The 26803-nt window shown below is 72.6% G+C and carries 27 protein-coding genes and 1 riboswitch; of the genes, 15 read left to right on the top strand and 12 right to left on the bottom strand.

Features of this window, described 5'->3' with window-relative positions:
* Positions 1 to 31 precede the first annotated feature (31 nt).
* The gene (locus ABTX81_RS09905; RefSeq protein WP_350542727.1) at positions 32 to 1180 is read left to right on the top strand and encodes an alpha/beta hydrolase; all 1149 of its coding nucleotides are present in this window, start codon (positions 32 to 34) and stop codon (positions 1178 to 1180) included.
* A gap of 108 nt (positions 1181 to 1288) precedes the next feature.
* Here ABTX81_RS09905 and ABTX81_RS09900 read toward each other — a convergent pair whose 3' ends face one another.
* Complete coding sequence (locus ABTX81_RS09900; RefSeq protein WP_350542726.1) at positions 1289 to 1618, bottom strand: MoaF-related domain-containing protein; 330 nt, start codon at positions 1616 to 1618, stop codon at positions 1289 to 1291.
* A 376-nt stretch (positions 1619 to 1994) separates the two neighbouring features.
* Positions 1995 to 2118: riboswitch (cyclic di-AMP (ydaO/yuaA leader) on the top strand.
* Positions 2119 to 2123: 5 nt separating this feature from the next.
* On the opposite strand from ABTX81_RS09900, the gene ABTX81_RS09895 reads away from it, so the two are divergent.
* The gene (locus ABTX81_RS09895; RefSeq protein ID WP_350542725.1) at positions 2124 to 3509 is read left to right on the top strand and encodes a glycoside hydrolase family 16 protein; all 1386 of its coding nucleotides are present in this window, start codon (positions 2124 to 2126) and stop codon (positions 3507 to 3509) included.
* Positions 3510 to 3516: 7 nt separating this feature from the next.
* Here ABTX81_RS09895 and ABTX81_RS09890 read toward each other — a convergent pair whose 3' ends face one another.
* Positions 3517 to 4215, bottom strand: a complete 699-nt coding sequence (locus ABTX81_RS09890; RefSeq protein ID WP_350542724.1) for a hypothetical protein — start codon at positions 4213 to 4215, stop codon at positions 3517 to 3519.
* A 267-nt stretch (positions 4216 to 4482) separates the two neighbouring features.
* Positions 4483 to 5283, bottom strand: a complete 801-nt coding sequence (locus tag ABTX81_RS09885; RefSeq protein WP_350542723.1) for an IclR family transcriptional regulator — start codon at positions 5281 to 5283, stop codon at positions 4483 to 4485.
* A 145-nt stretch (positions 5284 to 5428) separates the two neighbouring features.
* Between ABTX81_RS09885 and aceB the strand changes: the two genes are divergently transcribed.
* On the top strand, positions 5429 to 7078 hold the full coding sequence (gene aceB / locus ABTX81_RS09880; RefSeq protein WP_350542722.1) for a malate synthase A: 1650 nt from the start codon (positions 5429 to 5431) through the stop codon (positions 7076 to 7078).
* A 209-nt stretch (positions 7079 to 7287) separates the two neighbouring features.
* Here aceB and ABTX81_RS09875 read toward each other — a convergent pair whose 3' ends face one another.
* The 4 genes from ABTX81_RS09875 to uraD form a co-directional block, all read right to left on the bottom strand.
* Entirely contained in the window at positions 7288 to 8676 is a 1389-nt protein-coding gene (locus ABTX81_RS09875) for an 8-oxoguanine deaminase (RefSeq protein WP_350542721.1), read from the bottom strand.
* A gap of 61 nt (positions 8677 to 8737) precedes the next feature.
* Complete coding sequence (gene pucL / locus ABTX81_RS09870) at positions 8738 to 9649, bottom strand: factor-independent urate hydroxylase (RefSeq protein WP_350542720.1); 912 nt, start codon at positions 9647 to 9649, stop codon at positions 8738 to 8740.
* Between the two features lie 40 nt (positions 9650 to 9689).
* Complete coding sequence (uraH, locus tag ABTX81_RS09865) at positions 9690 to 10025, bottom strand: hydroxyisourate hydrolase (RefSeq protein ID WP_350542719.1); 336 nt, start codon at positions 10023 to 10025, stop codon at positions 9690 to 9692.
* Positions 10026 to 10068: 43 nt separating this feature from the next.
* Complete coding sequence (gene uraD / locus ABTX81_RS09860; protein WP_350542718.1) at positions 10069 to 10572, bottom strand: 2-oxo-4-hydroxy-4-carboxy-5-ureidoimidazoline decarboxylase; 504 nt, start codon at positions 10570 to 10572, stop codon at positions 10069 to 10071.
* A gap of 417 nt (positions 10573 to 10989) precedes the next feature.
* Between uraD and ABTX81_RS09855 the strand changes: the two genes are divergently transcribed.
* On the top strand, positions 10990 to 12600 hold the full coding sequence (locus ABTX81_RS09855) for a hypothetical protein (RefSeq protein WP_350542717.1): 1611 nt from the start codon (positions 10990 to 10992) through the stop codon (positions 12598 to 12600).
* Positions 12601 to 12878: 278 nt separating this feature from the next.
* Here the strand turns inward: ABTX81_RS09855 and ABTX81_RS09850 are convergent, their stop codons facing one another.
* A complete protein-coding gene (locus ABTX81_RS09850) occupies positions 12879 to 13268 on the bottom strand; it encodes a helix-turn-helix domain-containing protein (protein ID WP_350542716.1) in 390 nt (129 codons plus the stop codon).
* Complete coding sequence (locus tag ABTX81_RS09845; protein ID WP_350542715.1) at positions 13265 to 13540, bottom strand: thiamine-binding protein; 276 nt, start codon at positions 13538 to 13540, stop codon at positions 13265 to 13267. Before ABTX81_RS09845 ends, ABTX81_RS09850 begins: the two co-directional genes overlap by 4 nt.
* A gap of 165 nt (positions 13541 to 13705) precedes the next feature.
* Here ABTX81_RS09845 and ABTX81_RS09840 point away from each other — a divergent pair, with 165 nt between their 5' ends.
* Both ABTX81_RS09840 and allB read left to right on the top strand, forming a co-directional pair.
* Positions 13706 to 14848 (top strand): glycerate kinase, encoded by a 1143-nt coding sequence (locus ABTX81_RS09840; protein WP_350542714.1) that lies wholly within the window; start codon positions 13706 to 13708, stop codon positions 14846 to 14848.
* A 112-nt stretch (positions 14849 to 14960) separates the two neighbouring features.
* Complete coding sequence (gene allB, locus ABTX81_RS09835; RefSeq protein WP_350542713.1) at positions 14961 to 16316, top strand: allantoinase AllB; 1356 nt, start codon at positions 14961 to 14963, stop codon at positions 16314 to 16316.
* Between the two features lie 27 nt (positions 16317 to 16343).
* Here the strand turns inward: allB and ABTX81_RS09830 are convergent, their stop codons facing one another.
* Together ABTX81_RS09830 and ABTX81_RS09825 are read right to left on the bottom strand one after the other, a co-directional pair.
* Entirely contained in the window at positions 16344 to 16889 is a 546-nt protein-coding gene (locus ABTX81_RS09830) for a hypothetical protein (RefSeq protein WP_350542712.1), read from the bottom strand.
* Positions 16890 to 16898: 9 nt separating this feature from the next.
* Positions 16899 to 17225 carry a helix-turn-helix domain-containing protein gene (locus ABTX81_RS09825; protein WP_350542711.1) on the bottom strand — a complete coding sequence of 109 codons (327 nt, stop codon included), beginning with the start codon at positions 17223 to 17225 and terminating at the stop codon, positions 16899 to 16901.
* A gap of 208 nt (positions 17226 to 17433) precedes the next feature.
* On the opposite strand from ABTX81_RS09825, the gene ABTX81_RS09820 reads away from it, so the two are divergent.
* The 9 genes from ABTX81_RS09820 to ABTX81_RS09780 all read left to right on the top strand — a co-directional run bounded on the left by ABTX81_RS09820 (position 17434) and on the right by ABTX81_RS09780 (position 25745).
* Positions 17434 to 17877: a hypothetical protein gene (locus ABTX81_RS09820; protein ID WP_350542710.1), complete on the top strand. Its 444-nt coding sequence runs from the start codon at positions 17434 to 17436 to the stop codon at positions 17875 to 17877.
* Between the two features lie 173 nt (positions 17878 to 18050).
* On the top strand, positions 18051 to 18830 hold the full coding sequence (locus ABTX81_RS09815; RefSeq protein ID WP_350542709.1) for an IclR family transcriptional regulator: 780 nt from the start codon (positions 18051 to 18053) through the stop codon (positions 18828 to 18830).
* A gap of 199 nt (positions 18831 to 19029) precedes the next feature.
* Entirely contained in the window at positions 19030 to 19950 is a 921-nt protein-coding gene (locus tag ABTX81_RS09810) for a metal-dependent hydrolase (RefSeq protein WP_350542708.1), read from the top strand.
* A gap of 200 nt (positions 19951 to 20150) precedes the next feature.
* On the top strand, positions 20151 to 21239 hold the full coding sequence (locus tag ABTX81_RS09805; protein ID WP_350542707.1) for a PDR/VanB family oxidoreductase: 1089 nt from the start codon (positions 20151 to 20153) through the stop codon (positions 21237 to 21239).
* Positions 21240 to 21304: 65 nt separating this feature from the next.
* Positions 21305 to 22210, top strand: a complete 906-nt coding sequence (locus ABTX81_RS09800) for a M24 family metallopeptidase (protein WP_350542706.1) — start codon at positions 21305 to 21307, stop codon at positions 22208 to 22210.
* Complete coding sequence (locus ABTX81_RS09795; protein ID WP_350542705.1) at positions 22207 to 23952, top strand: SDR family oxidoreductase; 1746 nt, start codon at positions 22207 to 22209, stop codon at positions 23950 to 23952. Before ABTX81_RS09800 ends, ABTX81_RS09795 begins: the two co-directional genes overlap by 4 nt.
* 78 nt (positions 23953 to 24030) lie before the next feature.
* A complete protein-coding gene (locus ABTX81_RS09790) occupies positions 24031 to 24228 on the top strand; it encodes a type II toxin-antitoxin system VapB family antitoxin (RefSeq protein WP_350542704.1) in 198 nt (65 codons plus the stop codon).
* The gene (locus ABTX81_RS09785) at positions 24221 to 24637 is read left to right on the top strand and encodes a PIN domain nuclease (RefSeq protein WP_350542703.1); all 417 of its coding nucleotides are present in this window, start codon (positions 24221 to 24223) and stop codon (positions 24635 to 24637) included. Before ABTX81_RS09790 ends, ABTX81_RS09785 begins: the two co-directional genes overlap by 8 nt.
* A 187-nt stretch (positions 24638 to 24824) precedes the next feature.
* Complete coding sequence (locus ABTX81_RS09780; RefSeq protein WP_350542702.1) at positions 24825 to 25745, top strand: SDR family oxidoreductase; 921 nt, start codon at positions 24825 to 24827, stop codon at positions 25743 to 25745.
* Here ABTX81_RS09780 and ABTX81_RS09775 read toward each other — a convergent pair.
* On the bottom strand, positions 25736 to 26737 hold the full coding sequence (locus tag ABTX81_RS09775) for a helix-turn-helix transcriptional regulator (protein WP_350542701.1): 1002 nt from the start codon (positions 26735 to 26737) through the stop codon (positions 25736 to 25738). The two genes, ABTX81_RS09780 and ABTX81_RS09775, sit on opposite strands and share 10 nt — an antisense overlap.
* Positions 26738 to 26803: the final 66 nt, after the last annotated feature.

The following is a 26803-nucleotide window of genomic DNA, read 5'->3' as shown; positions in this document are numbered from 1 at the left end:
GGGGAGTACGAGGCGTGGGAGCAAGCGGAACATGGGTCTGACGAGCCACAAGGTGCTGGCGTTGACCGTCCTGATCGCCGTCGCGGCGATGGCCGGAACGGTCTGGCTGTGGCCGAGACTGTCGAAGCGGAGCTGGCAGGCCGTCCTCGGCCGGATCGGCACGCTGCTCGCCACCCAGCTGACCGTGCTCGCCGCGCTCGGCCTGGTGGCCAACAACTACTTCGCGTTCTACAGCAGTTGGGACGACCTGCTGGGCACCGGCGACAACGGCCCGGTGGTCATCCAGAACAAGGTGGACGCCTCCGGCCGGCTGCGCGTCGAGACCATCGGCCACGCCGAGGTGCAGGGCGGCGGGGCGCTCGGCCGCGACCCCGGGAAGTCCGGCGAGATCCGCGAGGTCCGCATCGACGGCGCCACCACCCGGCTCTCCACCGAGGGGTACGTGTACCTGCCGCCGCAGTACTTCCAGCCGGAGTACGCGCAGAAGCAGTTCCCGGTCCTGATCGTCAGCACCGGCTTCCCCGGCATCGCCAAGAACCTGGTCACCCGGCTCAACTACCCGGGCGCGGCGCTCAAGCTGCTCCAGGAGGGCCGGATGCAGCCGACCGTGATGGTGCTGGTGCGCCCCTCGCCGGCGCTGCCGCAGGACACCGAGTGCGAGGACATCCCGGGCGGCGCGCAGTCCGAGACGTACTTCACCAAGGACGTGCCCTCGGCGGTCCAGGCGACCTACCGGGTGTCGACCGACCCGCAGGCCTGGGCGTTCATGGGCAACTCGACCGGCGGCTACTGCGCCCTCAAGCTGGCGATGCGCCACCCGGAGGTCTTCCCGACCGCCGTCTCGCTCTCCGGCTACTACCAGGCCGCCGAGGACCCGACCACCGGCGACCTCTTCAAGGGCAGCGCCCAGCGGCGCAACGAGGCCGACCTGATGTGGCGGCTGAAGAACCTGCCGCAGCCCGAGGTCGCCGTCCTGCTGGCCGGCACCCGGGAGGGCGACGGCGACTACCGGCGCGACACCGAGGCGTTCGTGGCCGCCGCGCACAGCCCGATGAAGGTCTCCTACAGCATGCTGGAGACCGGTGGCCACAACTTCGAGACCTGGAGCAGGCTGCTCCCGTCCTCGCTGGAGTGGATCTCCCAGCACCTGGTCGTCCCGGCCGCCGGGCAGTCGGTCTGACGGACCTGTTCCGGACCTGTCCCGGACCTGTTCCGGACGGCCCGGCGTGATGCGGCCCGGCGTGATGCGGCGCGTCGCGGTGCGGTGCGTCGCGGTGCGGCCGAGGGCTCAGACCACCTGCTCCAGCGTCCCGGTGTGCAGCTCGCCGACCCGGCCGCCCTCGCCCTCGTACGTCCAGAACGCGCGGACCGTCATCCGGGCCAGGTCCATGACGTGGCTGACGGTGATGCCGCTCACCTCGGTCCAGCTCACGAAGTACAGCTGCGGGCCGACCTCGGCGACGTGCAGGGTGACGTCCTCCCACTGGCCCGCCGACTCGCCGAGGCCCTCCCAGCGCAGCCGCTTGCCGTCGGCCGAGTAGGCGTTGCGGAAGGCCGCGCCGTTGTCGACCCGGAACAGGTAGGTACGGCCGGCGAAGGCGGGCAGGGGCGCGGTCATGGTGGGGCGGGTCTCCTTGTCGGGCGGCGCGGACGGAGTTCCAACCTATCCGACCACCCCGCCCGCGCGGCGCACTTTCCCCGCCGGATCCACCACCCCGGCCGACCCCGCCACCGGCCCCGCCACCCGCCGCGACGCCCCACGGAACGCGCCCCCGCCCCAACTGATCCACTCCGCTGCACCGTTGATCATTCCGCGGGCGAATCGGTGTGAGCTGTGCGACAACGGCCCCGGTGAAGTTGTCCGTGTCCGGACGGACTGCCTAGCCTGCAGGGGCCTCCGCCACCGTGGAGCCCCGCCGCCGGGACGCCGAGTCCTGTCCACCCGCCGGCCGGCAGTCGAGCACGACAGCGGACGGGAGCGGGGGACCCAGGTCAGTGTGCCCCGGCCGTGCGCTTGCGCGCGCGGGCCGTGGCTAGGGGTGAAGCCGCTCCCCGGGCGGCCGGGCAACCTCAGCGCCCGAATCCGACAGCTCACCTCGCAGGCGTCGCAGAGGACCACGGCCATGCCCACCGCCCCGCAGCACCGTCCGGCCCAGTCCGATCAGCCCCGTCGACCGGACCAGCAGGATCAGCCGGGCCAGCAGGATCAGTCGGACCAGCCGAACGAGCCGAACGAGCCGAACGAGCCGGACCAGCAGAACGAGCCGGACCAGCAGAACGAGCCGGACCCGTCGGATCAGCCCAACCGGTCCGACCGGCGCGCGTTCGGCCGTCGACGCCGCCCCGCGCCCCGCCACGCCCGCCCCTCCCGCCGGGGCCGCGCCGCCGCCTTCGCCGCCGCCGGGCTGCTCGCCGTCACCGGCGCCGCGCTGTTCGGCATCCCGGCCGTCACCGGCGCGCGGGCCGAGGCCCGGCCCACCGTCACCCAGGACGCGCTCACCCCGGCCACCCTGGTCGCGGGCAAGGAGTCGACCGCCTCGCTCACCCTCCACTCCTCGGCCTGCTTCACCGCGAAGACCGTCGGCGTCGCCGTCCGCGACGAGGCCGGACGGAACCTCGACTTCCCCGGCAGCGTCGGCGACGCACGGATCTGCCCGGGCGGCCTCTCGGTCACCACCGGCCCGCGCACCCTGCCGGTCGGCACCTACACCCGGTTCGGCTTCTGGCAGGACGGCGACGGCGCCTGGCACAACCTGCCCTCCCAGGAGCTCGTGGTGTCCGCCGCCGGCCCCGCCACCACCGTCCCCGCCACGGCCGCGCCTTTCAAGGACAGGAAGCTGTCCTGGTCCGAGGAGTTCAGCGGACCGGTCGCCTACGGCTCCCGCTGGACCGGTGACCGGAGCAGCGCCTACCGCTACGGTGACCACGACCCGGACGGCGACCGGCTCGACCGGCTCGACCAGGACAACGTCACCGTCTCCGGCGGCGTCGCCACCTTCACCGCCGAACCGGGCACCGGCACGCTGGAGAACGGCAAGCGGTCCTGGGACACCGGGCTGCTCACCACCGAGTACTCCGCCGAGGGCTTCCGGGTGAAGGCCGGCGACTACACCGAGGCCCGGGTCAAGCTGCCGGCCGGCACCGGCGCCCGGCCGGCGCTGTGGACGTGGAAGGACGGCGGCGGGCAGGTCGACTCCTTCGAGTACCACCCCGACCGCCCGAACCTGCTGGAGCTGGCCAACCACGTGAACCCGGGCCACCGGTCCCACCTCGACGCCGGGGCGATCGCGAAGGGCGGCTGGGTCACCATCGGCACCCACTACGGCGCCACGTCCGTCGACTGGTACGTCAACGGGGTCAAGGTGTACTCGGACGGCAAGGGCGTCGGCGCCGACTGGTCCGCGTACCCGGTCCTCAACCTGTCCGTGAGCGCGGGGACGAACCACCCCGCGCCCCGGGGCACCGCGCCGATCACCTTCGCCGCGGACTACCTCCGCGTCTACCGGTAGCCGCGGGTCAGGCGGCCGGGCGCGGATCGGTCGTCTCGACGACCTGGATCTCGAACGGCTGCTTGTTGTTCTCGTCGTTGCAGTCGTCGGCGCCGCGCACCGACACCCAGCCCCCGGTCAGCGTGCCGGGGGCGGGGACGGTGCTCGCCAGCCGGACCGTGACGAGCGCGGTCGCGCTGCGGAACCGCTCCAGGCCGGCCGGGAAGGAGCAGCGCACCCGGTGGCCCTCCTGGAACGCGTAGCAGTTCTCCGGGAAGTACGGGCCCTCGGCGGTGACGCCCTCGGGGAGGGTGACCACGAGGGTGAACGGCGAGGCCGTGGTGTCCCGGCCGCGGTTGCCGACGAAGGCGTGCACCGTGGTGGTGCCGCCGGGCGAGGCGGCGTCCGGGTCCATCCGGACCACGTAGAGGTCGGAGTCCGACGTCGGGGCGGCCGCGGCCGGGTCGGCGGCCGCGCCCGGGCCCGCCGCACTCGCGTCCGCCGCGGCCGGGTCGGCGGCCGCGCCCGGGCCCGCCGCAGCCGGATCGGCCGCCGCACCCGCGTCCGCCGCACCCGCCTCCGCCCCGTCCGCCGCCGTCCCGCCCGTGTCCGCCGTGCCCGGATCGGCCGCCGGCTCCGCGGCCGGGGCGCTCGCCCCCCGCGCGGGCGCCTCGCCGTCCGGCGCGCAGGTGTCCGCCCACGCCTGTCCGGCGGCCAGCGCCGCCATCGCGCATCCCACTGCCAGGGACCTACCGAGGAGACCTCGAACGGATCCGCTGCGGGCCATCCCGCTCACCCTGCCCTCCGTGTCCGGCGCCCCGCGCCGTCGCGGGCCGCGTCCGGACCAGCGTCGCCGACGGGTCCGCCGGGGCCGGGGCAACCCGGGGGCAACCCGCCCTCGGGTGGCTCGAACGGGCGAACGCCTGTCGCACGGGCGGCCGCCAGAGGGGCGCACAGGACCACAGGGGGACGTCAGGAGGACGCCAGGAGGACGTCAGGGGGCCAGGACCTGCCCGAGCCGGGTCGCGATCCCCTGCATCACCGGCACCAGGGACGCCGTGCCGGACTGCTCCTCCAGCGCCCGGATCCGGGCCTCCGGGCCGGAGACCGACAGCGCCGTCGGGGCCGGCGCGCCGGGGACGGCGAGCGCGATGCAGCGCACCCCGATCTCTTGCTCCTGGTCGTCGACCACGTAGCCCCGCTCGCGCACCTCGGCCAGCCGGCGCATCAGCTCCCGCGGGTCGGTCACCGTGTGCGGGGTGTGCGCGGGCAGCGGACCGGGGCCGAGGACGGCGCGCGCCTCCTCCTCCGGCAGCTGCGCCAGCAGCGCCTTGCCGACGCCGGTGCAGTGCGGCTGCGCCCGGCGGCCGACCTCGGTGAACATCCGCATCGAGCGCCGCGACTGCACCTGGCCGACGTACACCACCTCGCCGCCCTCCAGGACCGCGAGGTTGGCGGTCTCGCCGGTGGCCTCCATCAGCTCCGCCAGATAGGGGCGGGCCCAGCTGCCGAGCAGCCGGCCGGCGGTCTCGCCGAGCCGGATCAGCCGGGGGCCGAGGGTGTAGCGGCGGGTGGCGTCCTGGCGGACATAGCCCTGCTGGACGAGGGTACGAACCAGACGGTGGATGGTCGGCATCGGTAGCCCCGAGGAGGTGGACAGCTCGCTGAGCGTGGCCACGCCGCCGGCGTCGGCGAGCGCCTCCAGCAGCTGGAAGGCCCGCTCGACGGACTGCACCCCGCTGCTCGCGCGCTCCGTCGTCGTTCTCTCGGCGCTGTCGGAGGAGGTCGGGGCCACCGGCGTTCCCTTCGCGGTCGGGGAGGGGGAGGAGGGGAGCGGGCTGCCGTCCCGGCGATCGCCGCAACAACCGTTGGAATTCTGCATTGCGGAAACTAGTCTCCACCTTACAGAATCACGCCCTTCACCTAGGAGTGTCCCGCTCATGGCTGGAGATCAGGGAACCGGCGCGTCTCGCGTCACCGCGGCCGTCACGGTCGCGGGCCCGCGGGTCGACCGCGCCGAGGAGGTGCTCACCCCGCAGGCGCTCGCCTTCGTCGCCGGCCTGCACCGGGCGTTCGAGGGCCGGCGACGGGAGCTGCTCGCCCGCCGCCGGGAGCGCCGCGTCGAGATCGCCCGCACCGGCACCCTGGACTTCCTCCCCGGGACGGCCGACGTCCGCGCCGCCGACTGGCGGGTCGCCGAGGCACCCCGGGCGCTCCAGGACCGCCGGGTCGAGATCACCGGGCCCACCGACCGGAAGATGGCGATCAACGCGCTCAACTCCGGCGCGAAGGTCTGGCTCGCCGACTTCGAGGACGCCACCGCCCCCACCTGGGAGAACGTCATCGGCGGCCAGGTCAACCTGATCGACGCCTTCGAGGGGCGGATCGACTTCACCACCCCCGCCGGCAAGGCCTACACCCTCGGGCCCGCCGCCGAACTCGCCACCGTCGTGGTCCGTCCGCGCGGCTGGCACCTCGACGAGAAGCACCTGCTGGTCGACGGCGAACCGGTGGCCGGCGCGCTCCTCGACTTCGGCCTCTACTTCTTCCACAACGCCGCCCGGCTGCTCGCCCGAGGCGCGGACGACCCCAACTCCGGGCCCTACTTCTACCTCCCGAAGACCGAGAGCCACCTGGAGGCCAGGCTCTGGAACGACGTCTTCACCCACGCCCAGGCCGCGCTCGGCATCCCGCACGGAACCATCCGCGCCACCGTGCTCATCGAGACCGTCACCGCCGCGTTCGAGATGGACGAGATCCTCTTCGAACTGCGCGACCACGCCGCCGGGCTCAACGCCGGCCGCTGGGACTACCTGTTCTCCCTCGTCAAGAACTTCCGCGACGCCGGCGCCCACTACATCCTGCCGGACCGCAACACCGTCACCATGGCCTCCCCGTTCATGGCCGCCTACACCCGGCTGCTGGTGCGGACCTGCCACCGGCGCGGCGCCCACGCGATCGGCGGCATGGCCGCCTTCATCCCCAGCCGCAAGGATCCCGAGGTCAACGCGGCCGCCCTGGAGAAGGTCAAGGCCGACAAGGACCGCGAGGCCGGGCAGGGCTTCGACGGCTCCTGGGTCGCCCACCCCGACCTGGTCCCGGTCGCCCGGGCGTCCTTCGACGCCGTGCTCGGGAAGCGCCCGCACCAGAAGGACGTGCCCGGACCGGCCGGACCGGTCACCGCCGCACAGCTGCTCGACATCGCCGGCGCGGGCGGCAGCTGCACCCGCCACGGGCTGCACAACGCCGTCCAGGTCGGCCTCCGCTACATCGAGGCCTGGCTGCGCGGCCTCGGCGCGGTCGCCGTCTTCGACATGATGGAGGACGTCGCCACCGCCGAGATCTCCCGCTCGCAGATCTGGCAGTGGATCCACAACGACGTCGTCCTCGCCGACACCGGTGAGCCGGCCACCGCCGACCTGGTCCGCCGGCTGGTCGCCGAGGAGCTGACGCGGCTGCGGGCCGGGCTCGGCGAGAAGGCCTACGCCGCCGGGCGCTGGGACGAGGCCGCGCGGCTCTTCGAACAGGTCGCCCTGGACGAGGAGTTCGTGGACTTCCTGACCCTGCCCGCGCTGCCCCTGCTGGGCTGAGCCCCCTACCGGGCTGAGCCCCCTCCTGGGCTGAGCCCCCTACCGGGCTGATCCCCCTGCCGGGCCGAGCCCCCTGCTGGGCCCGCGCTTCTGCCGGCCGTGAACGGGGGCCGGTGGGAGCGCCCGCGCCGACGACCCCGTGAGCGGGACGGGTGCCGGCGACCCACGGGAGGTGGACGCCGGCGCCCGTCCATCTCTCCGACGGTGCGTCAGTTCGCCCGCTCGGCCAGCTCCTTGGCGGCCCGGGCGCAGGCCCGGGCGATCCGCTCCTCGGGCACCGTGGTCAGCCGTCCCTGCTCGACGACGGTGTTGCCGTTGACGAGCAGGACGGCCAGCGGCGGCAGCGCGCCGAGGACGAGCGCGGCGACCGGGTCGGCGATCGAGGAGTGCATGAGGCCGTCGACCTTCCACAGCGCGAGGTCGGCGAGCTTGCCGGCCTCGATCGAGCCGATCTCGTCCTGCCGCCCGAGCACCCGGGCGCCGCCCATGGTGCCGAGCCGCAGCGCCTGGCGGGCGGTGAGCGCCCGGGGCGAGCCGTGCAGGCGGTTGATCAGCAGGGCGTTGCGCAGTTCGGTGCCGAGTTCGCCGGACTCGTTGGAGGCGGTGCCGTCGACGCCGAGGCCGACCGGGACGCCGGCCGCCAGCAGGTCGGGCACCCGCGCCGTCCCGGCGGCCAGGCGGGCGTTGGAGGACGGGCAGTGGGCGACGCCGGTGCCGGTCTCGGCGAACTTGGCGATGTCGGAGTCGTCCAGGTGGACGCAGTGCGCCATCCAGACGTCCTCGCCGAGCCAGCCGACCGACGCGAAGTAGTCGGTGGGGCCCATGCCGAACAGCTCCTCGCAGAACTCCGCCTCCTCGGCCGTCTCGGAACCGTGGGTGTGCAGCCGGACGCCCTTGCGGCGGGCGAGTTCGGCGGACTCGCGCATCAGCCGGGTGGAGACCGAGAACGGCGAGCAGGGCGCGAGGACGATCCGCAGCATGGAGTCGGGGGAGGGGTCGTGGTGGCGGTCGACGGCCTCCTCGGAGGCGGTGAGGATGGTGTCGAGGTCCTCGACCGCGTCGTCCGGGGGCAGGCCGCCGTCCTTCTTCCCCCGGTCCATCGAGCCGCGCGAGGCGGTGAACCGCAGGCCGAGTTCGCGCACGGCCTCGATCTCGGCGCCGAGGATGTCGCCGCCGTCCCGGGGGAAGACGTAGTGGTGGTCGGCGGCGGTGGTGCAGCCGGACTTGAGCAGCGCGGCGGCGGAGCCCTGGGCGGCGGCGTGCACCAGCCGGTCGTCGATCCGCGCCCAGGTCGGGTAGAGGGCGACCAGCCAGTCGAAGAGGATGTCGTTCTGGGCGAGGCCTCGGGTGATCCACTGGTAGAAGTGGTGGTGGGTGTTGACCAGGCCGGGGGTGAGGAGGTGGCCCTCGGCGTCGATCCGGCGCGCCACGGTGTCCTCCGGCCACGGCGGGGCGGGTCCGTCGCCGACCGACTCGATCCGGTTGCCGAGGACCACCACGTGGCCGCGGGCGTATTCGGTGTCGTGGGCGTCGACGGTGGCGATCGCCGCGTTCTCGATGACGATCCGCCGTCCGGCGGGCGGGGGCTGGACTGCCATGGTGGCTCCAAGGGGGAGTCCGGAGGGAGTGTGAACGGGGGCGCCGGGTGGGGCGGTTCGGTCAGACGACCGGGATGACCGGGACGACACCCTCGCGGTGCACGGTGCCCTCGATGAGGCCGTACATCCGGTCGGCGGCGTAGTAGACCTCGTTGTCGTTCTTCAGGCCGAACGGCGCCAGGTCGACCAGGAAGTGGTGCTTGTTGGGGAGTTCGAGGCGGACCTCGTCGACCTCGGCGCTGTCGTCGAGGACGTGGGTGCCCATCGCGTGCAGGGTCTGCTGCAGGGAGTAGGAGTAGGTCCCGGCGAAGGCCTCCAGCAACTGCCGTTTGACCTGGGCGTAGCAGCGGTCCCAGTGCGGCTCGGCCTCGTCGGCGCGACCGGTGTAGCGGTACTTCCAGCGGGCGGTGACCTGGGTGGCGAGGATCCGGTCGTAGGCCTCCTGGAGGGTGGTGTAGCCGTCCTTGAGGTAGCCCCAGAACTCCGAGTCGGTGGAGTTCAGCACGACCAGGTCCTTGAGGCCGGAGATCACCTGGAGGGACCGGCCGTCGTAGCCGATCTCGGCGGTGCGGACCTCCTGGCCGCTGCGGACGAAGGAGTGGCCGGCCTCCTGCCCCTGCTCTTCGGGGCCGGTGGTGCGGATCCGGTCCCAGGCGTACTCCTCGATCCGGATCCGGGCCCGGTGGACGACGCCGCGCTCGGTGTCGTCCACGAAGTGCCGGGCCAGCAGGATGCCGAAGGCCTCGGCGGAGTCGATGCCGTACTTCTTGGCGAAGGCGTAGACGGTGTTCTTGGCGGTGTCGGTCGGCAGGCAGTTGGCGTTGGACCCGGTGCGGTGGACGTCCTCGAACGCGCCGGAGAGGGAGACCGAGATGTTCAGGTCCTTGATCTCGTGGCGGGAGGAGTCCCGGTGGACGCGGACGATGCGGTTCTCCGCCTTGCCGTACTGGTTCTGACCGAGCACGTGGGCCATGACGTGACTCCCCTGTCCATGGGTCTGTCGATGGGGCGGTCTAGCTTCCTCGGTAGACCGAGTAGCCGAACGGGTTCAACAGCAACGGCACGTGGTAGTGGTGCTGGTCGGGCGCGACCGTGAGGACGATCGCGACCTCCGGGAAGAACGGCGGGTCCTCGGTCGTCCGCGCGAAGTACGCGGCGGTGTCGAAGCGCAGCCGGACGACCGATCCCGCCTCCACGGCCGGCAGGTCGCCGACCCGGCCGTCGGAGTCGGTGGCGGAGGCCCCGAGCACCTGCCAGCCGTCCTCGGTGCGCAGCGCGAGCTCGACCGGGACGCCCCCGGCGGGGTGGCCGAGGCTGGTGTCGAGCACATGGGTGGAGATGCCGGTCATGGGTGAGGTGACCTTACTGGTGGGAGTCGTCGGTGACCGAGCGTCAATCACCCTCCAGCAGGCGGGTGAGGCGAAGGTCGTTGATCTTCCGGAGTTCACCCCGGGTGATCTCGGTCTCGGTGGCGGGGTCGTTGGTGAGTCGCTCGCGCAGGGCGGCGAGCATGCCGGCCGCGGTGCGGCCGGTGGCGCAGATCAGGAACACATGGCCGAACCTGGCCTCGTAGGCGGCGTTCGCCCGGCGCAGCTCGTCGAGCACGGCCTCGTCGGCCCCCCGCACCCCGGCCTGCTCCCGCGCGGAGGCGGAGCCGCCCGCCTCGGTCGCGCCGATCCGGGCGTGCCCGGCCATCGCGTCCCGCAGATCGGCGGAGGTGAGCGCCGCCACCGCCTCGGCATTGGCGTCGAGCAGCGCCCGGCGATCCGGCCACGGCCGCCCCGCCGCGACGGCCTCGGCCCACGCGGGGCTGGCACAGACCTCCAGCAGGACCGCCCTCAGCCCGACGGCATCGACGGCCGCCAGGGCGTCAAGGGCACGGGCGCGGTCGGTCACGAGTGGACCTCCTGGGGAATGAAGCCACCCGCACAAGCTAGATCGGCGGACTCAGACCGTCAACACTTTGTTGAACGACAGCCGCCCGCACCTCCCCGCGGGCCTGGTCACCAGTGTGCCTCGCCGGGGCGGATCCCGGTCAGTTCGACTTCGAACCGTCCTGGCGGTTGCTGCGTGGCTGCCAGACCTCCGCGCTGCACCTGAACTGCGCGACGGCCATATATCGCGACGACCCCATGTTCTCCGCTGGGCGGGCCGGCGGCCGGTACGACCAGAATCATCGGATCTCAACACGTCCACTCAGGTGGAAGGAGTGCGCTATTGGGATGAAGGAGCAGTCAATGGCTACTGGGCTGGGTATGAGCTGCTCGGTGACAGATCGCTGATGTCACGGAGAACAGGCTAGGAAACGCACCAATGAAGAGATCGTCCCAGCAGCAACTTGATGATGTGGCTAAGGCGCTCCTATCCGACATGCCAGCATGGCGGTTGCGTGCTATTGAGCGCGTTGAGCTATCGAGCGCTTTTTGGTCGGAGCGAGACCGCGAGATCCATGTTAAGCCGCTCATTGACGTGATGACTGAGAATGATGAGATTAGAGCTGCACTATCGAGCGTATGGGGAAAACGGCTTAGAAGAATTCCGGACGAGATCGACCTGGTGCTTCCAATCACAGAGCTACCTCAGCTCCCTGTTCTTGACCTGAGGATCACTGTCGCAGAAAAGCGCGTCTATCGGGTTTCTCGGGACGAAGGTGCAAGAATTCAAGCTCGGCACGTCATTGACCTAGCCAGGCATGAAGCAATTGGGCTGATGCCGGCGGAAGAAAAGGTGGGGGAAGCGGGGGAGCCTCTCCATTTGGTTGACTTTCTTACGTTCCTCTTCTATTTTCCATCCAGTCCGTATGAGCAGGTTATGCAGCGGAGGGCGGGTAACTGCAGGTTTCCCGCGGATCGCAACTTTGAGTACCTGACTGAACAGGCATCGGGAATCCCGCAGCGAGGGCTGAGCGGCCATTATGATAAATGGAAGGCATATTCCCTGGCAATTGGCAATATTGCTAAGGGGTACGTTCTTAACGACTATGCAAGTGGGTCGGAGAATCCTCTTATCTGTCTTCCCTACTTCTTTCAGGAGTTGAGAGAGCGCAGGCCGGCAGTTGAGCCTGCTCTGCAGGATGTCACCAAGCTGCTTAGCTATCTTCAAACGGCAGTGGCCACAGCCGATGCAATTGCAAGTGCGAAGCCGAGAACTGGCGACATCGGCAGGGATGAGCAGCAGGCAGTGCGCGAGGCGGCTGCCAGAATATTCCTCACGGCGTACTTCGGCTACGGGCATCGTTGGATGACATTCGCCAGATGCACAATCCCTCTCAAGAGCCCGTTCACTATCGCCGTGCGGGAGAAACGGGCAATCTACTTCACGCCCAAAAGAAGGCTGAATCGCGAGACGCGGTCACCACGAGAACTTCTCGAACAAGCTTGGCAAATGGTCGCATACGCAGATGCTGAGACTAACCACGTAAGTATCCGTATTGAAGACATGGCAGTTCGTCTAAAGGGGCGCCCAGTCGTATTTGACGAGACGGCGAGGAGGCCCGTTGAAGGTGAAGTTGACGAGGAGGAGAGCACGTTTGAACTGTATTTTCGGCAAGACTCAACAAGGGGAAGGCCGGGGCGAATTTATATCAAGTGTCCATTGCGCTTGACGAGAATCCAATCGGGCATGCTTTGGTTAACCATCCTAATCACAGGCGTCGCCATCGGCCTACTAATTAATCGCGGAGTGGTCGACGGATTTATCGCAGACGAGGCGGGGGAAACCCTCGGGCACAATCTCACTGCAAAGGATGCTGCGGTTGTCCTAATCCCCGTTGCCTTTGCCGCCTCATTCCTACTTGTCAGGGACAGTTCCACATTGAGTATGTGGCTGAGGCGAACTCGTCAGACATTTCTTATGGTAGAACTATTCGCGCTTTTGGCTCTAGCATTTGTTTTATACTGGGCTCACTACATTAAAGCTGGCTGAAACATGTCATCCATACTTGGGTCCAACTGAGCGGCTACTCTACCGTGGGGCGCGGGCGCTGCCTCAGACTCGGCCCCTTGCCTGGCTCCGCGCTCCACTCAGACCCCCTTGCGGGGCGTCTGGCTTTCGTAAGCGAGCGCTTCGCGCCTCAGCGATCAAGGAACGGGCGCCGCCGGCGCCTGTGCTTCTCGGGCTTCTGGTGACCCCTGCGGGCACGTGGGAGAAAACGTGAGAAGGCCGGTGTGTCGGTACGCGCCGGCCTTCCTAAGTGCCCAGGTTTATTTGGATGTTGTGCCAGTAGAGCCGTCCTGGCGGTTGAGGTAGTTGTAGACGGTGAAGCGGCTGACGCCGAGGGCTGTGGCGACCGTTTCGACGCCGTGGCGGACGGTGAAGGCGCCGCGTTCCTCCAGGAGGGCGACGACGCGCTGCTTCTCGGCGCGTTCCAGGTCGGCCAGGGGGCGGCCGTCGAACTGGCGGGTCATCTCGGCGAGGAGGCGGTCCAGGGCGTTGCCGAGGTGCGGCAGGCGGACGGCCAGTGCGCGTTCGCCCTCCCACTCCAGGACGACGTCCTCGGGCCTCGCCTCGGCCAGCGGGACGGGCGTCGCGCCGACCGCGTCGAGGAGTGGTTTGAGGGCTGTGGCGAGCGGGTGCTGCGGCTGGTCGGTCACGGCCTGTCGCCTTCCGCGGCCGCGCTGTCGTCGGTCCGGCCGAGCACGCTGACCTGGAGCGAGATGCGGGTCGCGCCGGCGTCCAGGCTCTGTCGGAGCAGCGCGGTCACGGCGGCCAGGACTTGGTCCGCCTCGCCCTCGGCGCCGGTGCCGAACGGGCCGACCGAGGCCGCCAGTCCGGCCTCGTCGACCGCTTGGCGGGCCGCCGCGGCGTGCGGCGGGAACGTTTCCAGTTCGAACGGTTCCGTCGTGAACTCCACCATCAATCGCACCTGCTCACTCTAACGATCGGGGGCTCGGGCGGTTGGCGGAATGACAGCTGACAGAATCTGTTATCTGTTATCTGTCGGCTGAAATCTGAAATCTGTCAGCTGTCAGTTGTCAGTCGTCGATGCTTGAGGGACAGCGCCAGCCGGTCCGGAAGTGAGGCCCACGTCATGCCCGCCAGCTCCCGCCAGGGCCATGTGGTCGTGGCTCCCGACAAGTTCAAGGGCACCCTGGAGGCCGCCGAGGCGGCGGCCCGGATCGCCGCCGGCATCCGCCGCGCCGTTCCCGGTGTCGAGGTGCGCGAGCTGCCGGTCGCCGACGGCGGCGAGGGCACGCTGGCCGCCGCCCTCGCCGCCGGGTTCGCCAGGGTCCCCGCCGAGGTGGACGGCCCCACCGGCCTGCCGGTGGACGGCGCGTTCGCCGTCCGTGGCGACACCGCCGTGGTCGAACTCGCCCAGGCCGCCGGCCTGGCCCGGCTCCCCGGTGGCCGGCCCGCCCCGCTGGTGGCCGGCACCTACGGGGTCGGCCAGCTGATCGGCCGGGCGCTCGGCGGGGGCGCGCGGCGGATCGTGCTCGGCCTCGGTGGCAGCGCGAGCACCGACGGAGGGGCCGGTCTGCTCCAGGCGCTGGGCGTGTCGCTGCTGGACGGCGACGGCGCCGAACTGCCCTCCGGTGGAGCCGCGTTGCGACGGTTGGCGCGGATCGACCCCGGCCCCCTGGCCCGCACCCTGGAGGGCGTCGAGGTCATCGTGGCCTGCGACGTCGACAACCCGCTGCTCGGCCCGCGCGGCGCCGCCGCCGTCTACGGCCCGCAGAAGGGCGCGAGCGGCGAGGACCTGGCGGTGCTGGAGGAGGGCCTGACCCGGTTCGCCGACGTGGTCGGCGCCGCGGTCGGCCGGGACGTCCGCGACGCCCCCGGGGCCGGCGCGGCGGGCGGCGTCGGCTTCGCCGCGCTCGCCCTGCTGGGCGCCACGGTGCGGCCCGGCATCGACTTCCTGCTCGACCTGCTGGGCTTCGAGCAGGCGGTGCGCGGCGCACGCCTGGTCGTCACCGGCGAGGGCTGCCTGGACGCGCAGACCCTCCACGGCAAGGCGCCCGCCGGGGTGGCGGCGGCGGCCGTCGCGGCGGGGGTCCCGGTGGCCGCCGTGGCGGGGCGGGTGGAGCTGTCCGAACGCGCGTGGCGGGCGGCCGGCTTCGTCGCCGCCTACGCGCTCGGAGAGTTGGCCGGGCACCCGGCCGAAGGCCTGGCCAGGGCCGGGGAGCTGGCCGAGCTCGCGGGGGAGCGGCTGGCGGCGGACCTGCTGCGCGGGTAGCGGCCCCCGCGCCCGGCGTCCCCTCCATTGACGTCCTGTCGAGGGCGGTCCTAGGATCTCCGGCCCACCCTTCGACGCACCCCGCCCCTCGTTCAGGCTTCGGAGGCCTCCGATGCACCACAGTGAGACCGAGGTGATCCGCTCCCGCCGGGTGGTGCTGCCGGACGGCGAGCGCCCCGCGGACGTGCTGGTCAGCGGCGGCAGGATCGCACGGATCGCCGCGCACGGCTCCCTCCCGCCCGACGGGGCCCGGCTGACCGACCTCGGTGACACCGCCCTGCTGCCCGGCCTGGTCGACACCCACGTGCACGTCAACGAGCCCGGCCGCACCGAGTGGGAGGGCTTCGCCACCGCCACCCGCGCCGCCGCGGCCGGCGGCGTCACCACCATCGTCGACATGCCGCTCAACTCGATTCCTCCCACCACCACCCTCGCCGCCCTGGAGGCCAAGCGGAAGGCCGCCGAGGGCCGGGCCTGGGTGGACCTCGGCTTCTGGGGCGGCGCCGTCCCCGGAAACCTCGCCGACCTCGAACCCCTGCACCGCGCGGGCGTGTTCGGCTTCAAGTCCTTCCTCGTGCCGAGCGGCGTCGACGAGTTCCCGCACCTGGAGCCGGCCGGGCTGGAGGCCGCGCTCGCCGAGCAGGCCCGGCTCGGGGCGCTGGCCGTCGTCCACGCCGAGGACCCGGCCGTGCTGGCCGCCGCGCCGCGGCAACCCGGCGTCCACTACCGGGACTTCCTCGCCTCCCGCCCCGACGGCGCGGAGAGCGCCGCCGTCGCCCGGCTGCTGGCGGCGGCCCGCCGAACCGGCGCCCGGGTGCACGTCCTGCACGTCTCCTCGGCGGCGGTGCTGCCGCTGCTGCGCCGGGCCCGCGCGGAGGGCGTCGACGTCACCGCCGAGACCTGCCCGCACTACCTGACCCTGGCCGCCGAGCACATCCCGGACGGCGGCACCGCGTTCAAGTGCTGCCCACCGATCCGCGACGAGGCCAACCGGGACGCGCTCTGGGAGGCCCTGGCGGCAGGGGAGTTCGCTGCCGTCGTCTCCGACCACTCGCCGTCCACCCCTGACCTCAAGCTGCTGCCCGAGCGCGGCGGCAGCGGGGACTTCGCGGCGGCCTGGGGCGGCATCGCCTCCCTCCAGCTCGGCCTGCCGGCGGTGTGGACCGAGGCCCGGCGGCGCGGCCGCACCCTCGCCGAGGTGGCCGGCTGGATGTCCGCGGGAGCGGCCCGGCTGGCCGGCCTCGACGGGCGGAAGGGCGCCGTCGCGGTCGGCCGTGACGCCGACCTGGTGGCGTTCGACCCGGGCGCCGAGTTCACGGTCCACGCCGCCGAGTTGCACCACCACCACCCGGTCACCCCGTACGCGGGCCGCAGACTCACCGGTGTCGTGCGCGCCACCTGGCTGCGCGGCCGGGTGGTGGACGTCGCCGGCGAGCCGTTCGGCGTCCAGCTCGTCCGGCCCGGGTGACCACGTCCACGCCCGGGGCGGGCCGGCTCAGGTGCTGTCGGCGACGATCGTCCGCACCTGCCCGTCGGGGAACGTCACCTCGCCGCGGACGGCGACCGGCCGGTTCATCCCGAACACCATCCGGGTCCAGAACGGCGGTGTCTTGCCGTTCATGGACGTGCAGTCCTCCGGGAAGCACACCCGGTCGGTCGGTGAGCTGACCGTCAGCCGCCCGCTCCACCCCGAACGGATGTGCAGTGCGCCCCAGTTGGTTCCGCAACGCGGCGAGTACCAGTTGACGAGCTTGCCGACCACCTCCTCGCCGTCCATGATCTCGGTGAGGTGGCCCTGTTCCGCGTGGCTGTCCCAGCAGCCGCTGTCGTTGGGGTCCTTGTGCTCGCAGCCGTACCCGGCCTTCTGCCCTCCGCAGGACTCGGTGGGCATCGCGTCCCGGCCCGGCGGGTACTCCGAGGTGGTGCGCGCGGTGGCGGTGGCCCGTCCGCGCTCCGGGGCGAGCGCGAGCGTGACCGTCGCGGTGAGCGCGGAGGAGAGCAGCACCGCGAGCAGCAGCGGCCACCAGCGGGTGCGGACCACGACCACCGGCTAGGGCGCCCCGCTCCCGGGCTCCGGTCCCGGTTCCGGCTCGGGCCTGGCCGGTCGGGCGGCCGAGCACTGTTCCTCGGCCGCCTCCCACCACCCCCGCCAGCGGTCGACGTCCGTGCGCCCGCAGGCCTGGACGAAGGCCTCGGTGACGTCCCAGGAGGGCAGTCGCCGGCCGCTCTCGGCGAGGGACAGGGTGGAGTGCGAGTAGCCCGAGACGGCGGCGAGCCGGCGCAGGGTCAGCCCCGACTCCCGCCGCACCTCGCGCAGTCGTTCGGCGAACCGCGCCGCCGCGCCGTCACCCTCCAGCGGAGCCTGTCTGCGTGCCATCGTTGCGACCCCCGGGGATCGTGGCGCTGCCGGCACTGTCCGATTGTTCACCGTTGTCCGGCCACGTCAAGGCCACCACGTGCGCGGTGGGGGCCCTGTCCATCGTTGGTCACCAGGGGCCTGTGGGGCCTGGTCCGGGAGGGCCGCTCGCTGCTGGACTGGGTGCCGTCGGACGCGGCGAACGTCGCGACGGAACGGAGGAGTTGACATGCGGGTGAGGAAGGCGCTGGCCGCCGTGGCCCTGTCGGCCGGCCTGGTGACCGGCGGGATCGCGAGCGGAACGGGTACGGCCCGGGCGGCCGACGGGTGCGGTGCGATCGGCGGGCGCGCCAGCGACCGTCCGTGGATCTCGTGGAACGGCTGTGTGGCGGCCACCGACGGCCTGTGGTCCCGTTTCTACGACGGGCGTCCGGAGGTCGCCTGGTCGGACGAGAAGTTCACGGCGTTCCCGTACAACACGGGTCTGTCGATCAGTTGCTGGCTCAGCGGCCCGGCAGTGCAGGGGCCGTGGGGCACCAGCACGATCTGGGACAAGGTGGAGTTCTACGAGTGGCCGGGCGCCGGCGGCTCGGGCTTCACCTTCCGCACTCTCGCGGTTCCGGACGCCTGGGTCTACACCGGCAGCAACGACCCGGCGGTCCCGCACTGCTGATCACCGCCTGGCCGTAAGGGGGTAGGAGGGGGCGCGGTGAGGCATATGCCAGTCAAGTGTTTCACCGCGCCTGCTCGTGATTCCCGCGAAGGAGGCGTTGGCGGCGTCCGGTGGTCGATAGGCTGGACCCTACCCGCCGGTCACGCCGCGGGGGGACATCGGAAGGGGACGACATGTCGACACCAGCCCCGGGCCGTCACGCCGTACCGGAGCAGGGCGTGCCCGGTGCGTTCACCTCCCTGCAGCACGCCCTCAGACTGCTGGAGGCGGTCGACCGGCACCCCGGCGGCGCCACCCTGGTCACCCTGGCGAGGGAGACGTCCCTGGGGCTGCCCACGGTTCGCCGGCTCGCGGAGATCCTGGAGGTCGAGGGCTATCTGCTCTGCCAGGACGGCGGTTGGGTGCTCGGCGGGACCTTCGCGCTGCTCGGCCAGCACAACCGGGAACAGCTGGTCCGCGCCCGGCTGGACAGCAAACTCGCCGAGCTGCGGGACGAGTTGGGCGCCGCGGTGTACTTCGGCCGCTATCACGACGGGGAGTTGTCGGTGGAGGCGGTCTCGGCGTCCGAGGGCGCGCCGGCGGTGCAGGAGTGGGTGGACTTCCGGGCCACCGCGCACGCCAGCGCGATCGGCAAGTGCCTGCTCAGCCAGCTCGACCACGACGCCCGCCGGGACCACCTGTCCCGCCACCCGGTGGCCCGGCTCACCTCGCGGACGGTCACCGACGCCGACCAGCTGATGCACCGCCTGGAGCGCCAGCCGGCCACCGTGCCGATGCTGGACATCCAGGAGTACGCGCTCGGCACGGTCTGCGCGGCCGTGCCGGTGACCGCCGGCAGCACGGTCGGCTGCCTGGCCACCTCGATGCCGGTCGACAATGTGTACCGGCTGAAGGCGGCGGCCGAACTGCTCGCCGCCCGCGCCGCGCCGCTGATGCTCGCGATGGCGGTCTGACCGGTCCACAGCGTGCCCCTGGCCCCGCTTCGGCGGGGTCTTCGCGTTTCCGGGGCCGCGCTCCGGCGGCGGTGTGCGGCGCAGCGCCACTTATTAGACTCGATGTCGATAAGGCTCACCGAAACCCTTGTGGCGCGGGCTACCCGCGAGTACGTTGAGCCGGGTCGAGCCGCCACCCGCAGGTCAGGAGGGCCCTCCCATGCCCAGCCCCACCCCCGTCCCCGCCCTCGCCGCGCCCGCCGCCCGGGTGCACGAGGGCCTCGTCCTGGAGCCCCGCGACGTCCGCTTCGACTGGGCCGGCCTGCCGCTGCACTGGATCCCGGACGAGCCGATGGCCACCCACGTCATCAACGTCCTGCACCTGCTGCTGCCCGAGGGCGAGCGCTGGTTCGTCAAGGTCTTCAAGGAGGCCCTGCCACTGGTCCGCGACGAGCAACTGCGCGAGGAGGTCCTGGGGTTCATCGGCCAGGAGGCCATCCACGCCGAAGCGCACCAGGAGGTCCTCGACCACCTGCTCGGCCAGGGCCTCGACCCGCGCCCGTACGTGCGCCAGATCGCCTGGCTGTTCCAGCGGGTCCTCGGCGACAAGCCCGGACTGTCCGCCGCCCGCCGGCGCGAGAACGTCATCGAGCGGGTCGCCTTCGTCGCGGCGATCGAGCACTTCACCGCCTTCCTCGGCAACTGGGCGCTCAACTCCCCGGGCCTGGACCGCGCGAAGGCCGACCCGACGATGCTCGACCTGCTGCGCTGGCACGGCGCCGAGGAGGTCGAGCACCGCAGCGTCGCCTTCGACCTGATGGTCCACCTCGACCCCGGCTACGCGCGCCGGATCCGCGGCATGCTGATCTCCGGGCCGCTGCTGGTCCACCTCTGGGTGCGCGGCGCCCGCTTCCTGCTCGCCGCCGACCCCAGCCTCGACGGTCGGCTCAAACCGACCTGGCGCGAGGCCGGCCGGATCGCCCGGCGCGGTCTGCTGCCCGACCCGGTCGGGTCGCTCCGCTCCGGCCTGCGCTACCTGCGGCCCGGCTACCACCCCAGCCAGGAGGGTTCCTCCAGCCAGGCCCTCGGCTACCTCGCGACCTCCCCGGCCGCCCGCGCCGCCGCCGGGCGGAACGGCTGACGACGGACGACTGACAGCTGACAGCTGACAGCTGACTGAGAACGGATAACGGCTGACGGATGACAGCTGACGTTATCTGTCATCTGTTATCCGTCAGCTGAAATCTGTCAGCTGTCAATTGTCAGTCGTCAGTCCTCAGCGCGCCGCCCCCACTCAGGACCCCGAGCCCGTACCGCCCGAGCCCCCAAGGACCCCGCCGGATGGACCTGCGCACCCCGCCCCCCGACCTCTACGGCCGCCCGCGCGCCGACAAGTTCTTCCGCTTCCTCACCGCGTTCGGGGACCGCTACAGTCCCGCCCTCGGCGGCCCGCTGCTGCGCCGCAACCCCCGGCGCCCGCTCGGCCGCCCCGCGCCGGCGCTCCAGCTGGTCGTCACCGCCCGCCGCACCGTCGCCGCCGACGCCGTCGAACTGACGCTCGCCGACCCCTCCGGCGGCCTCCTCCCGCCCTGGCAGCCGGGCGCCCACCTGCGCCTCACCCTCCCCTCCGGCCGCGAACGCCACTACTCGCTCTGCAGCGACCCCGCCGACCGGGCCGCCTACCGGATCGCGGTGCGCCGCCTGTCCGACGGGGGCGGCGGCTCCGTCGAGGTCCACGACGACATCCACCCCGGCACCCGGCTCACCGCCCGCCGCCCGCGCAACGGCTTCGCCTTCTGCGCCGAGCCGGCCGTCCTGCTGCTGGCCGGCGGCATCGGCGTCACCCCGCTGCTCCCGATGGCCCGCGAGGCCCAGCGGCACGGCCTGGACTGGCGGCTGGTCCACACCGGCCGCAGCGCCGACACCCTCCCCTTCGCCACCGAGCTGCGCGCCCTCGACCCGCACCGGGTCCACCTGCGCACCGACGACGAGCACGGCGGCCCGCCCACCGGCGCCGAACTGCTCGCCCACGCCCCGCGCGGCGCCGCCGTCTACTGCTGCGGCCCGGCCCCGATGCTCGCCGCCGTGCGGCAGGCCCTGGACGCCTCGCCCGCCGCCGCCCTGCACTTCGAACGCTTCGGCGCCGCCCCGGTCACCGACGGCGAGCCGTTCACCGTCCGCCTCGGCTCCGACGGCCCCGACCTGGCCGTCCCCGCCGACCGTTCCGCCCTGGACGTGCTCCGCGAGGCCCGCCCCGACCTCGCCTACTCCTGCCGGCAGGGCTTCTGCGGCACCTGCGAGGTCCGCCTGCTGGCCGGCACCGCCGAGCACCGCGACCGCCGCCTCACCCCCGACCAGCACGCCGCCGGCGCCCTGCTGCCCTGCGTCTCCCGCGCCGCCGAGGGCGAGACCCTCGTCCTCGACCTGTAGCGACCAGCGACCCGCGCCCCGTAGCCAGTAGCCCGTAGCCAGTAGCCCGTAGAAGGAGCCTCGCCGTGCCGCGCACCCCCGCCTTCCCGTTCACCGAGCGCGACCTCGCCCGCTTCCGGGAGACCCAGCAGCTCGCCTACGACTGCGCCGAGCAGGTCGCCGCCTGGATCGAACCCGGCGTCACCGAACGCCAGACCACCGCCGAGCTGCGCCGCCGTCTGGTCGCCGCCGGCGTACAGGACTTCTTCCACGTCCCCTTCGCCTGGTTCGGCGACCGGACGGCGTTCCGCCACTTCCACACCCCGCTGCAGTTCTTCGCCGGCAACCGCCGCCTTCAGGAGGGCATGCCGTACGTGCTGGACTGCGCGCCCGTCGTCGACGGCTACACCGCCGACATCGGCTACGGCGGCAAGGTCGGAGAGAACCGCGTCTGGGACCGCCTCGCCGCCGACCTGCGGGTCTACCGCGAGCTGATCCTCGCCGAGGTCCGCGCCCGCAAGCCGCTCGCCGAGGTGTACGCGGCCGTCGACGCGCAGATCGAGGCGCACGGCTACGACAACCGCCACCGGGTCTACCCGGGCCGGGTGATCGGCCATCAGGTCACCCGGATGACGGCCCGGGGCCCGGCCGGGGTGAACGTCTTCGGCTTCGGCGTGCGCACCCTCCAGACGCTCGGGCGCGAACTCATCAGCGAGCGCCTGCACGGCCGTTCCCCGCTCTGGGCGGACGGCCGCTCCTCCCGGCACGCGCCCACCCCCGGCCTGTGGGCGGTGGAGCCGCACATCGGGTTCCGCGAGACCGGCATCAAGTTCGAGGAGCTGCTGGTGGTGACGGAGGACGACGCCTACTGGCTCGACGACGACCTCCCGCACGTCCGCCGCTGGAATACTGCCCCCACCACGACGGGGACCGCGACCGCGAACCCCGCCGCCGAGACCGCGCCCGCCGCCCCCGAGGGAGCCGCCCGATGAGCACCCCCACCCGCCGCCGCACGGTCCACTCCGCGGGCCTGCCGCTCGCCGTCCACGAGCAGGGCGACCCGGGCGCGCCCACCGTCCTGCTGGTCCACGGCTACCCCGACACCCACGCCGTCTGGGACGACGTCGCCGCCGACCTCGCCCGCGACCACCACGTGGTCCGCTACGACGTGCGCGGCGCCGGCGCCTCCGGCGTCCCCGCCGACCGGGCCGGCTACCGCCTGGAGCGGCTCGCCGCCGACCTGCTCGCCGTCGCCGACGCGGTCAGCCCCGACCGCCGGGTGCACGTGGTCGCCCACGACTGGGGGTCGCTGCAGTCCTGGGAGGCCGTCACCGCGCCCGGCGCCGAGCGCCGCCTCGCCTCCTACACCACCATGTCCGGGCCCTGCCTCGACCACCTGGGCTTCTGGCTGCGCGAGCGCCTGCGCCGCCCCACCCCGCGTCACCTGAGGCAGCTGCTCACCCAGGGGCTCCACTCCTGGTACATCACCGCCTTCCACCTGCCCTACCTCGCCCCCGGCGTCTGGCGCCTCGGCCTGGCCCGCGCCTGGCCCCGGGTGCTGCGCGACCTGGAGGGCGTCACCCCGCGCGAGGACCACCCGCAGCCCAGCCTGCGGCGCGACGCGGTGCGCGGCATCGAGTTCTACCGGGCCAACATGCGCCCCGTCCTGCGCGACCCGCGCGAACGCCCCACCGAGGTGCCGGTCCAGCTGATCACCCTCACCGAGGACCGCTACGTCGGCGGCTACCTCTCGGAGGGCCTGGAGCGCTGGGTGCCCAGGCTGACCCGTCGTACGCTGCGCGCCGGCCACTGGTCCGCGCTGCTGGAGAAGGGAACCACCGTGGCCGGAATGGTCCGCGAACACGTCGCCCGCACCGAGGCCGGCGAGGCCGCCGAGGCCGTGGGGAAGTCCGCCGCCGCGCCCGAGGACGGCCGGCTGGTCGTCATCACCGGCGGCGGCAGCGGCATCGGCCGGGCCACCGCGCTCGCCTTCGCCGAGGAGGGCGCCCGGGTGGTGGTCTGCGACCTCGACCTCGACGCGGCCCGCCGCACCGCCGAACTCGCCGCACTGATCGGCCCGACCGCGTACGCCTACCGGGTCGACGTCAGCGACGGCGCCGCCGTCGACGCCTTCGCCCAGCAGGTGGCCGCCGAGCACGGCGTGCCCGACGTGGTCGTCAACAACGCCGGCATCGGCCACTCCGGGACCTTCCTGGAGACCACCGAGAAGGAGTGGCAGCGGGTCCTGGACGTCAACCTCTGGGGCGTCATCCACGGCTGCCGGGCCTTCGGCGCCCTGATGGCCGACCGCGACGAGGGCGGCCACATCGTCAACCTCGCCTCCGCCGCCGCCTACCTGCCGTCCAAGGCGCTGACCGCCTACGCCACCAGCAAGGCGGCGGTCTTCATGCTCTCCGACTGCCTGCGGGCCGAACTCGCCGGCCACGGCATCGGCGTCTCCACCATCTGCCCCGGCATCGTCAACACCAACATCACCCGCACCTCCACCTTCTCCGCCACCACCGCCGACGAGCAGTCCGCCAAGCAGGACCGCGCCGCCCGCCTCTACGCCCGCCGCGGCTTCCCGCCGGAGAAGGTCGCCACCGCCATCCTCGCCGCCGTCCGCACCAACAAGCCCGTCGTCCCCGTCACCCCCGAGGCCAAGGCCGCCCGCTTCCTCAGCCGCCTCGCCCCCGGCCTCCTCCGCCTCGCCGCCCGCCTCAACGTCACCTGACGGCCCCTGGGCCGCGGCGATATCGGATAGGCTTGAATCTGATATCGCATGCTCTGTGCTGCTTCTGGGAGGTCGACCATGGCCCGTACCGTGATAGACGTCAATGACGCCCTGTTGGCCGAGGCCGCGGAGATCTTCGGCACGTCGACCAAGGTCGCGACCGTCAATGCCGCCCTGGAGGACGCGGTCAAGCGTCGTAAGGGCAGGGAGTTCCTCGCCTGGCTCGCCGAGGGCGGACTGCCCGATCTCACCGGACCGGTGGAAAAGGGTGAGTGAGCGCTTCCTGATCGACAAGTCGGCTTTCGCCCGCTACTCCAAGCCGGCGGTCCGGGTGGTGGTCGATCGACTGTTCAACGAAGGCCTGCTCGCGCTCTGCGGTGCCGTCGAGCTGGAGATCATGCACAGTGCGCGGTCCAAGACCGACGCCGACCGGATCCGCGAAGGCCTGTCCGGCTTCGACTGGCTGGTGACCCCGGACGAAGTGTGGGACCGGGCCATCGAGGTCCAGGCCCTGCTCACGGCCGCCGGCAACTGGCGGGCCCTCTCGGTGGCGGACCTCGTCATCGCGGCCACGGCCGAGCGCCACGGCGCGACCGTCCTGCACTACGACGGTGACTACGACATGATCGCCGCTGTGACGGGTCAGCCGACCCGGTGGGTGATCCCGCCCGGCTCGGCGGACTGACGGACGGCCGCCACTTCCGGAGGTCCTCGGCTTCTGCGCGCCGACGATGATCCGTCGGCGTGCCCGGTCATCGTTCCACGGTTCCCGTTCGAGGTTCTGGCGGAATCCCGACAGGAGGTGTCGGGATTCCGGGGGAGCATCGGTGGCGACGGGTGGAGACACCGTGGAGCGCGAGGAAGGGTGAGGGATGACGGAGCAGCCGTTGAAGGGGAAGGTCGCGGTGGTGGCGGGGGCCACCCGGGGGGCCGGGCGGGGGATCGCGGTGGCGCTCGGGGCCGCCGGGGCGACGGTGTACGGGACGGGGCGCAGCGCCGAGGGGCACCAGGGGGAGTACGGGCAGCGGCCGGAGACCCTGGAGGAGACGGCGGAGCTGGTGACGGCGGCGGGCGGGCACGGCATCGCGGTGCGCGCCGACCACCTGGTGCCGGCCGAGGTGGCGGCGGTGGCCGCGCGGGTGGAGGCCGAGCAGGGCGGGCTGGACATCCTGGTGAACGACATCTGGGGCGGGGAGCAGCTGTTCGCCTGGGACCGTCCGGTCTGGGAGCACGACCTGGACAAGGGGCTGCGGCTGCTGCGGCTGGCGGTCGAGACGCACGCGATCACCAGTCACCACCTGCTGCCGCTGCTGGTGCGCCGCCCCGGCGGGCTGGTGGTGGAGATGACGGACGGCACCGCCGAGTACAACGGCCCCCGGTACCGGAACTCCTTCTTCTACGACGTGGCGAAGACGGCCGTGCTGCGGATGGCCTTCGCGCTGGGGCACGAGCTGGGTCCGCGCGGGGCGACGGCGGTGGCGCTGACGCCGGGGTGGATGCGCTCGGAGCTGATGCTGGAGCACTTCGGGGTGACCGAGGAGACGTGGCGCGAGGCGACGGCGGCCGAGCCGCAGTTCGGCATCTCGGAGTCCCCGGCGTTCGTCGGGCGCGCGGTGGTGGCGCTGGCCGCCGACCCGGAGGTGGCGCGGTTCAACGGCACCTCGCACTCCAGCGGCGGGCTGGCCCGGGAGTACGGGTTCACCGATCTGGACGGCAGCCGCCCGGACGCCTTCCGGTACCTGGTGGACGTCGAGGGCGCGGACGGTCCGGTGGACCCGGCCGGCTACCGCTGAGGGGGGCCGTAGAGGGCGGCGGCGCGGGCCGCCGCCTCGGCGAGGCGGCGCCGCAGCGCGGGCGGTTCGAGCACTTCGGCCTCCGGTCCCAGCCGCAGCAGCTCCTCGTAGCCGACGTCCAGGGATTCGACGGGGAGCCGGACGGTCACCCGGCCGTGGGCGTCCGGCTCGCCGGCGCCGGCGAGCGCCTCCTGGACGGCGGCCGGTTCGAGCAGGTGCGGCAGCCGGGCGAGGCCGTGCGGGCTGAGCCGGACGGTCACCCGTTCGCGCAGCAGGGAGCGGGCGAACTCGGCGGCCTTGGCGTCCCAGAACGCGGGGAGGTCGAAGGTCTCGTCGCGTTCGAACGGCCGGTCGGCCAGCGGTTCGGCGGCGGTCAGCCGGTCGACCCGGTAGACCCGGTGGGCGGGCGCGGGGGCGTCGTCGTCCGGGCGGGCGACCAGGTACCAGGCGCCGGCCTTCAGCACCAGCCCGTACGGCCGCAGCACCCGTTCGACCGGGGCCGCCGGCGGGTCGGCGTCGGGGCGGCGCGGGTAGCGCACCCGCAGCAGCCGCCCGCCCCACACCGCCCGCGCGACGTCGGCCAGCAGCGGCGGCGCGGGCGCGTCACGGAACCAGCCGGGCGCGTCCAGGTGGAACCGCCGGGCTCCGGCGGCCGGCGCCTCGCCCAGTTCGCCGGCCACTTTGAGCCGGGCGGCGAGCGCCGGGTCGGCGAGGCCCATGTCCCCGAGCGGCCCGGGCAGTCCGGACAGCAGCAGGACCTCGGCCTCGGTGCGGTCGAGGCCGGTCAGCCGGGTGCGGTAGCCGTCGAGCAGCCGGTAGCCGCCGGCCCGTCCGCGGTCGGCGTACACGGGGACGCCGGCCTCGGCCAGCGCCAGGACGTCGCGCTGCACGGTGCGCTCGGAGACCTCGAGTTCGGCGGCCAGTTCGGCGCCGGTCATGCTGCGGCGGGCCTGGAGCAGCAGGAGCAGCGAGATCGCCCGGGCGGTGCGCATCGGCGGCCCGTCCTCCCGTTCGGGGCCGGGCGCGCGCCCGGCCGGTCCAGCAGCGATCATGGGGGC

This window comes from Kitasatospora sp. NPDC097605, from assembly GCF_040302725.1.
Lineage (GTDB): Bacteria > Actinomycetota > Actinomycetes > Streptomycetales > Streptomycetaceae > Kitasatospora.
Note: the sequence above shows the minus strand (reverse complement) of the source record. Positions and strands in the feature narration are given on the sequence as shown.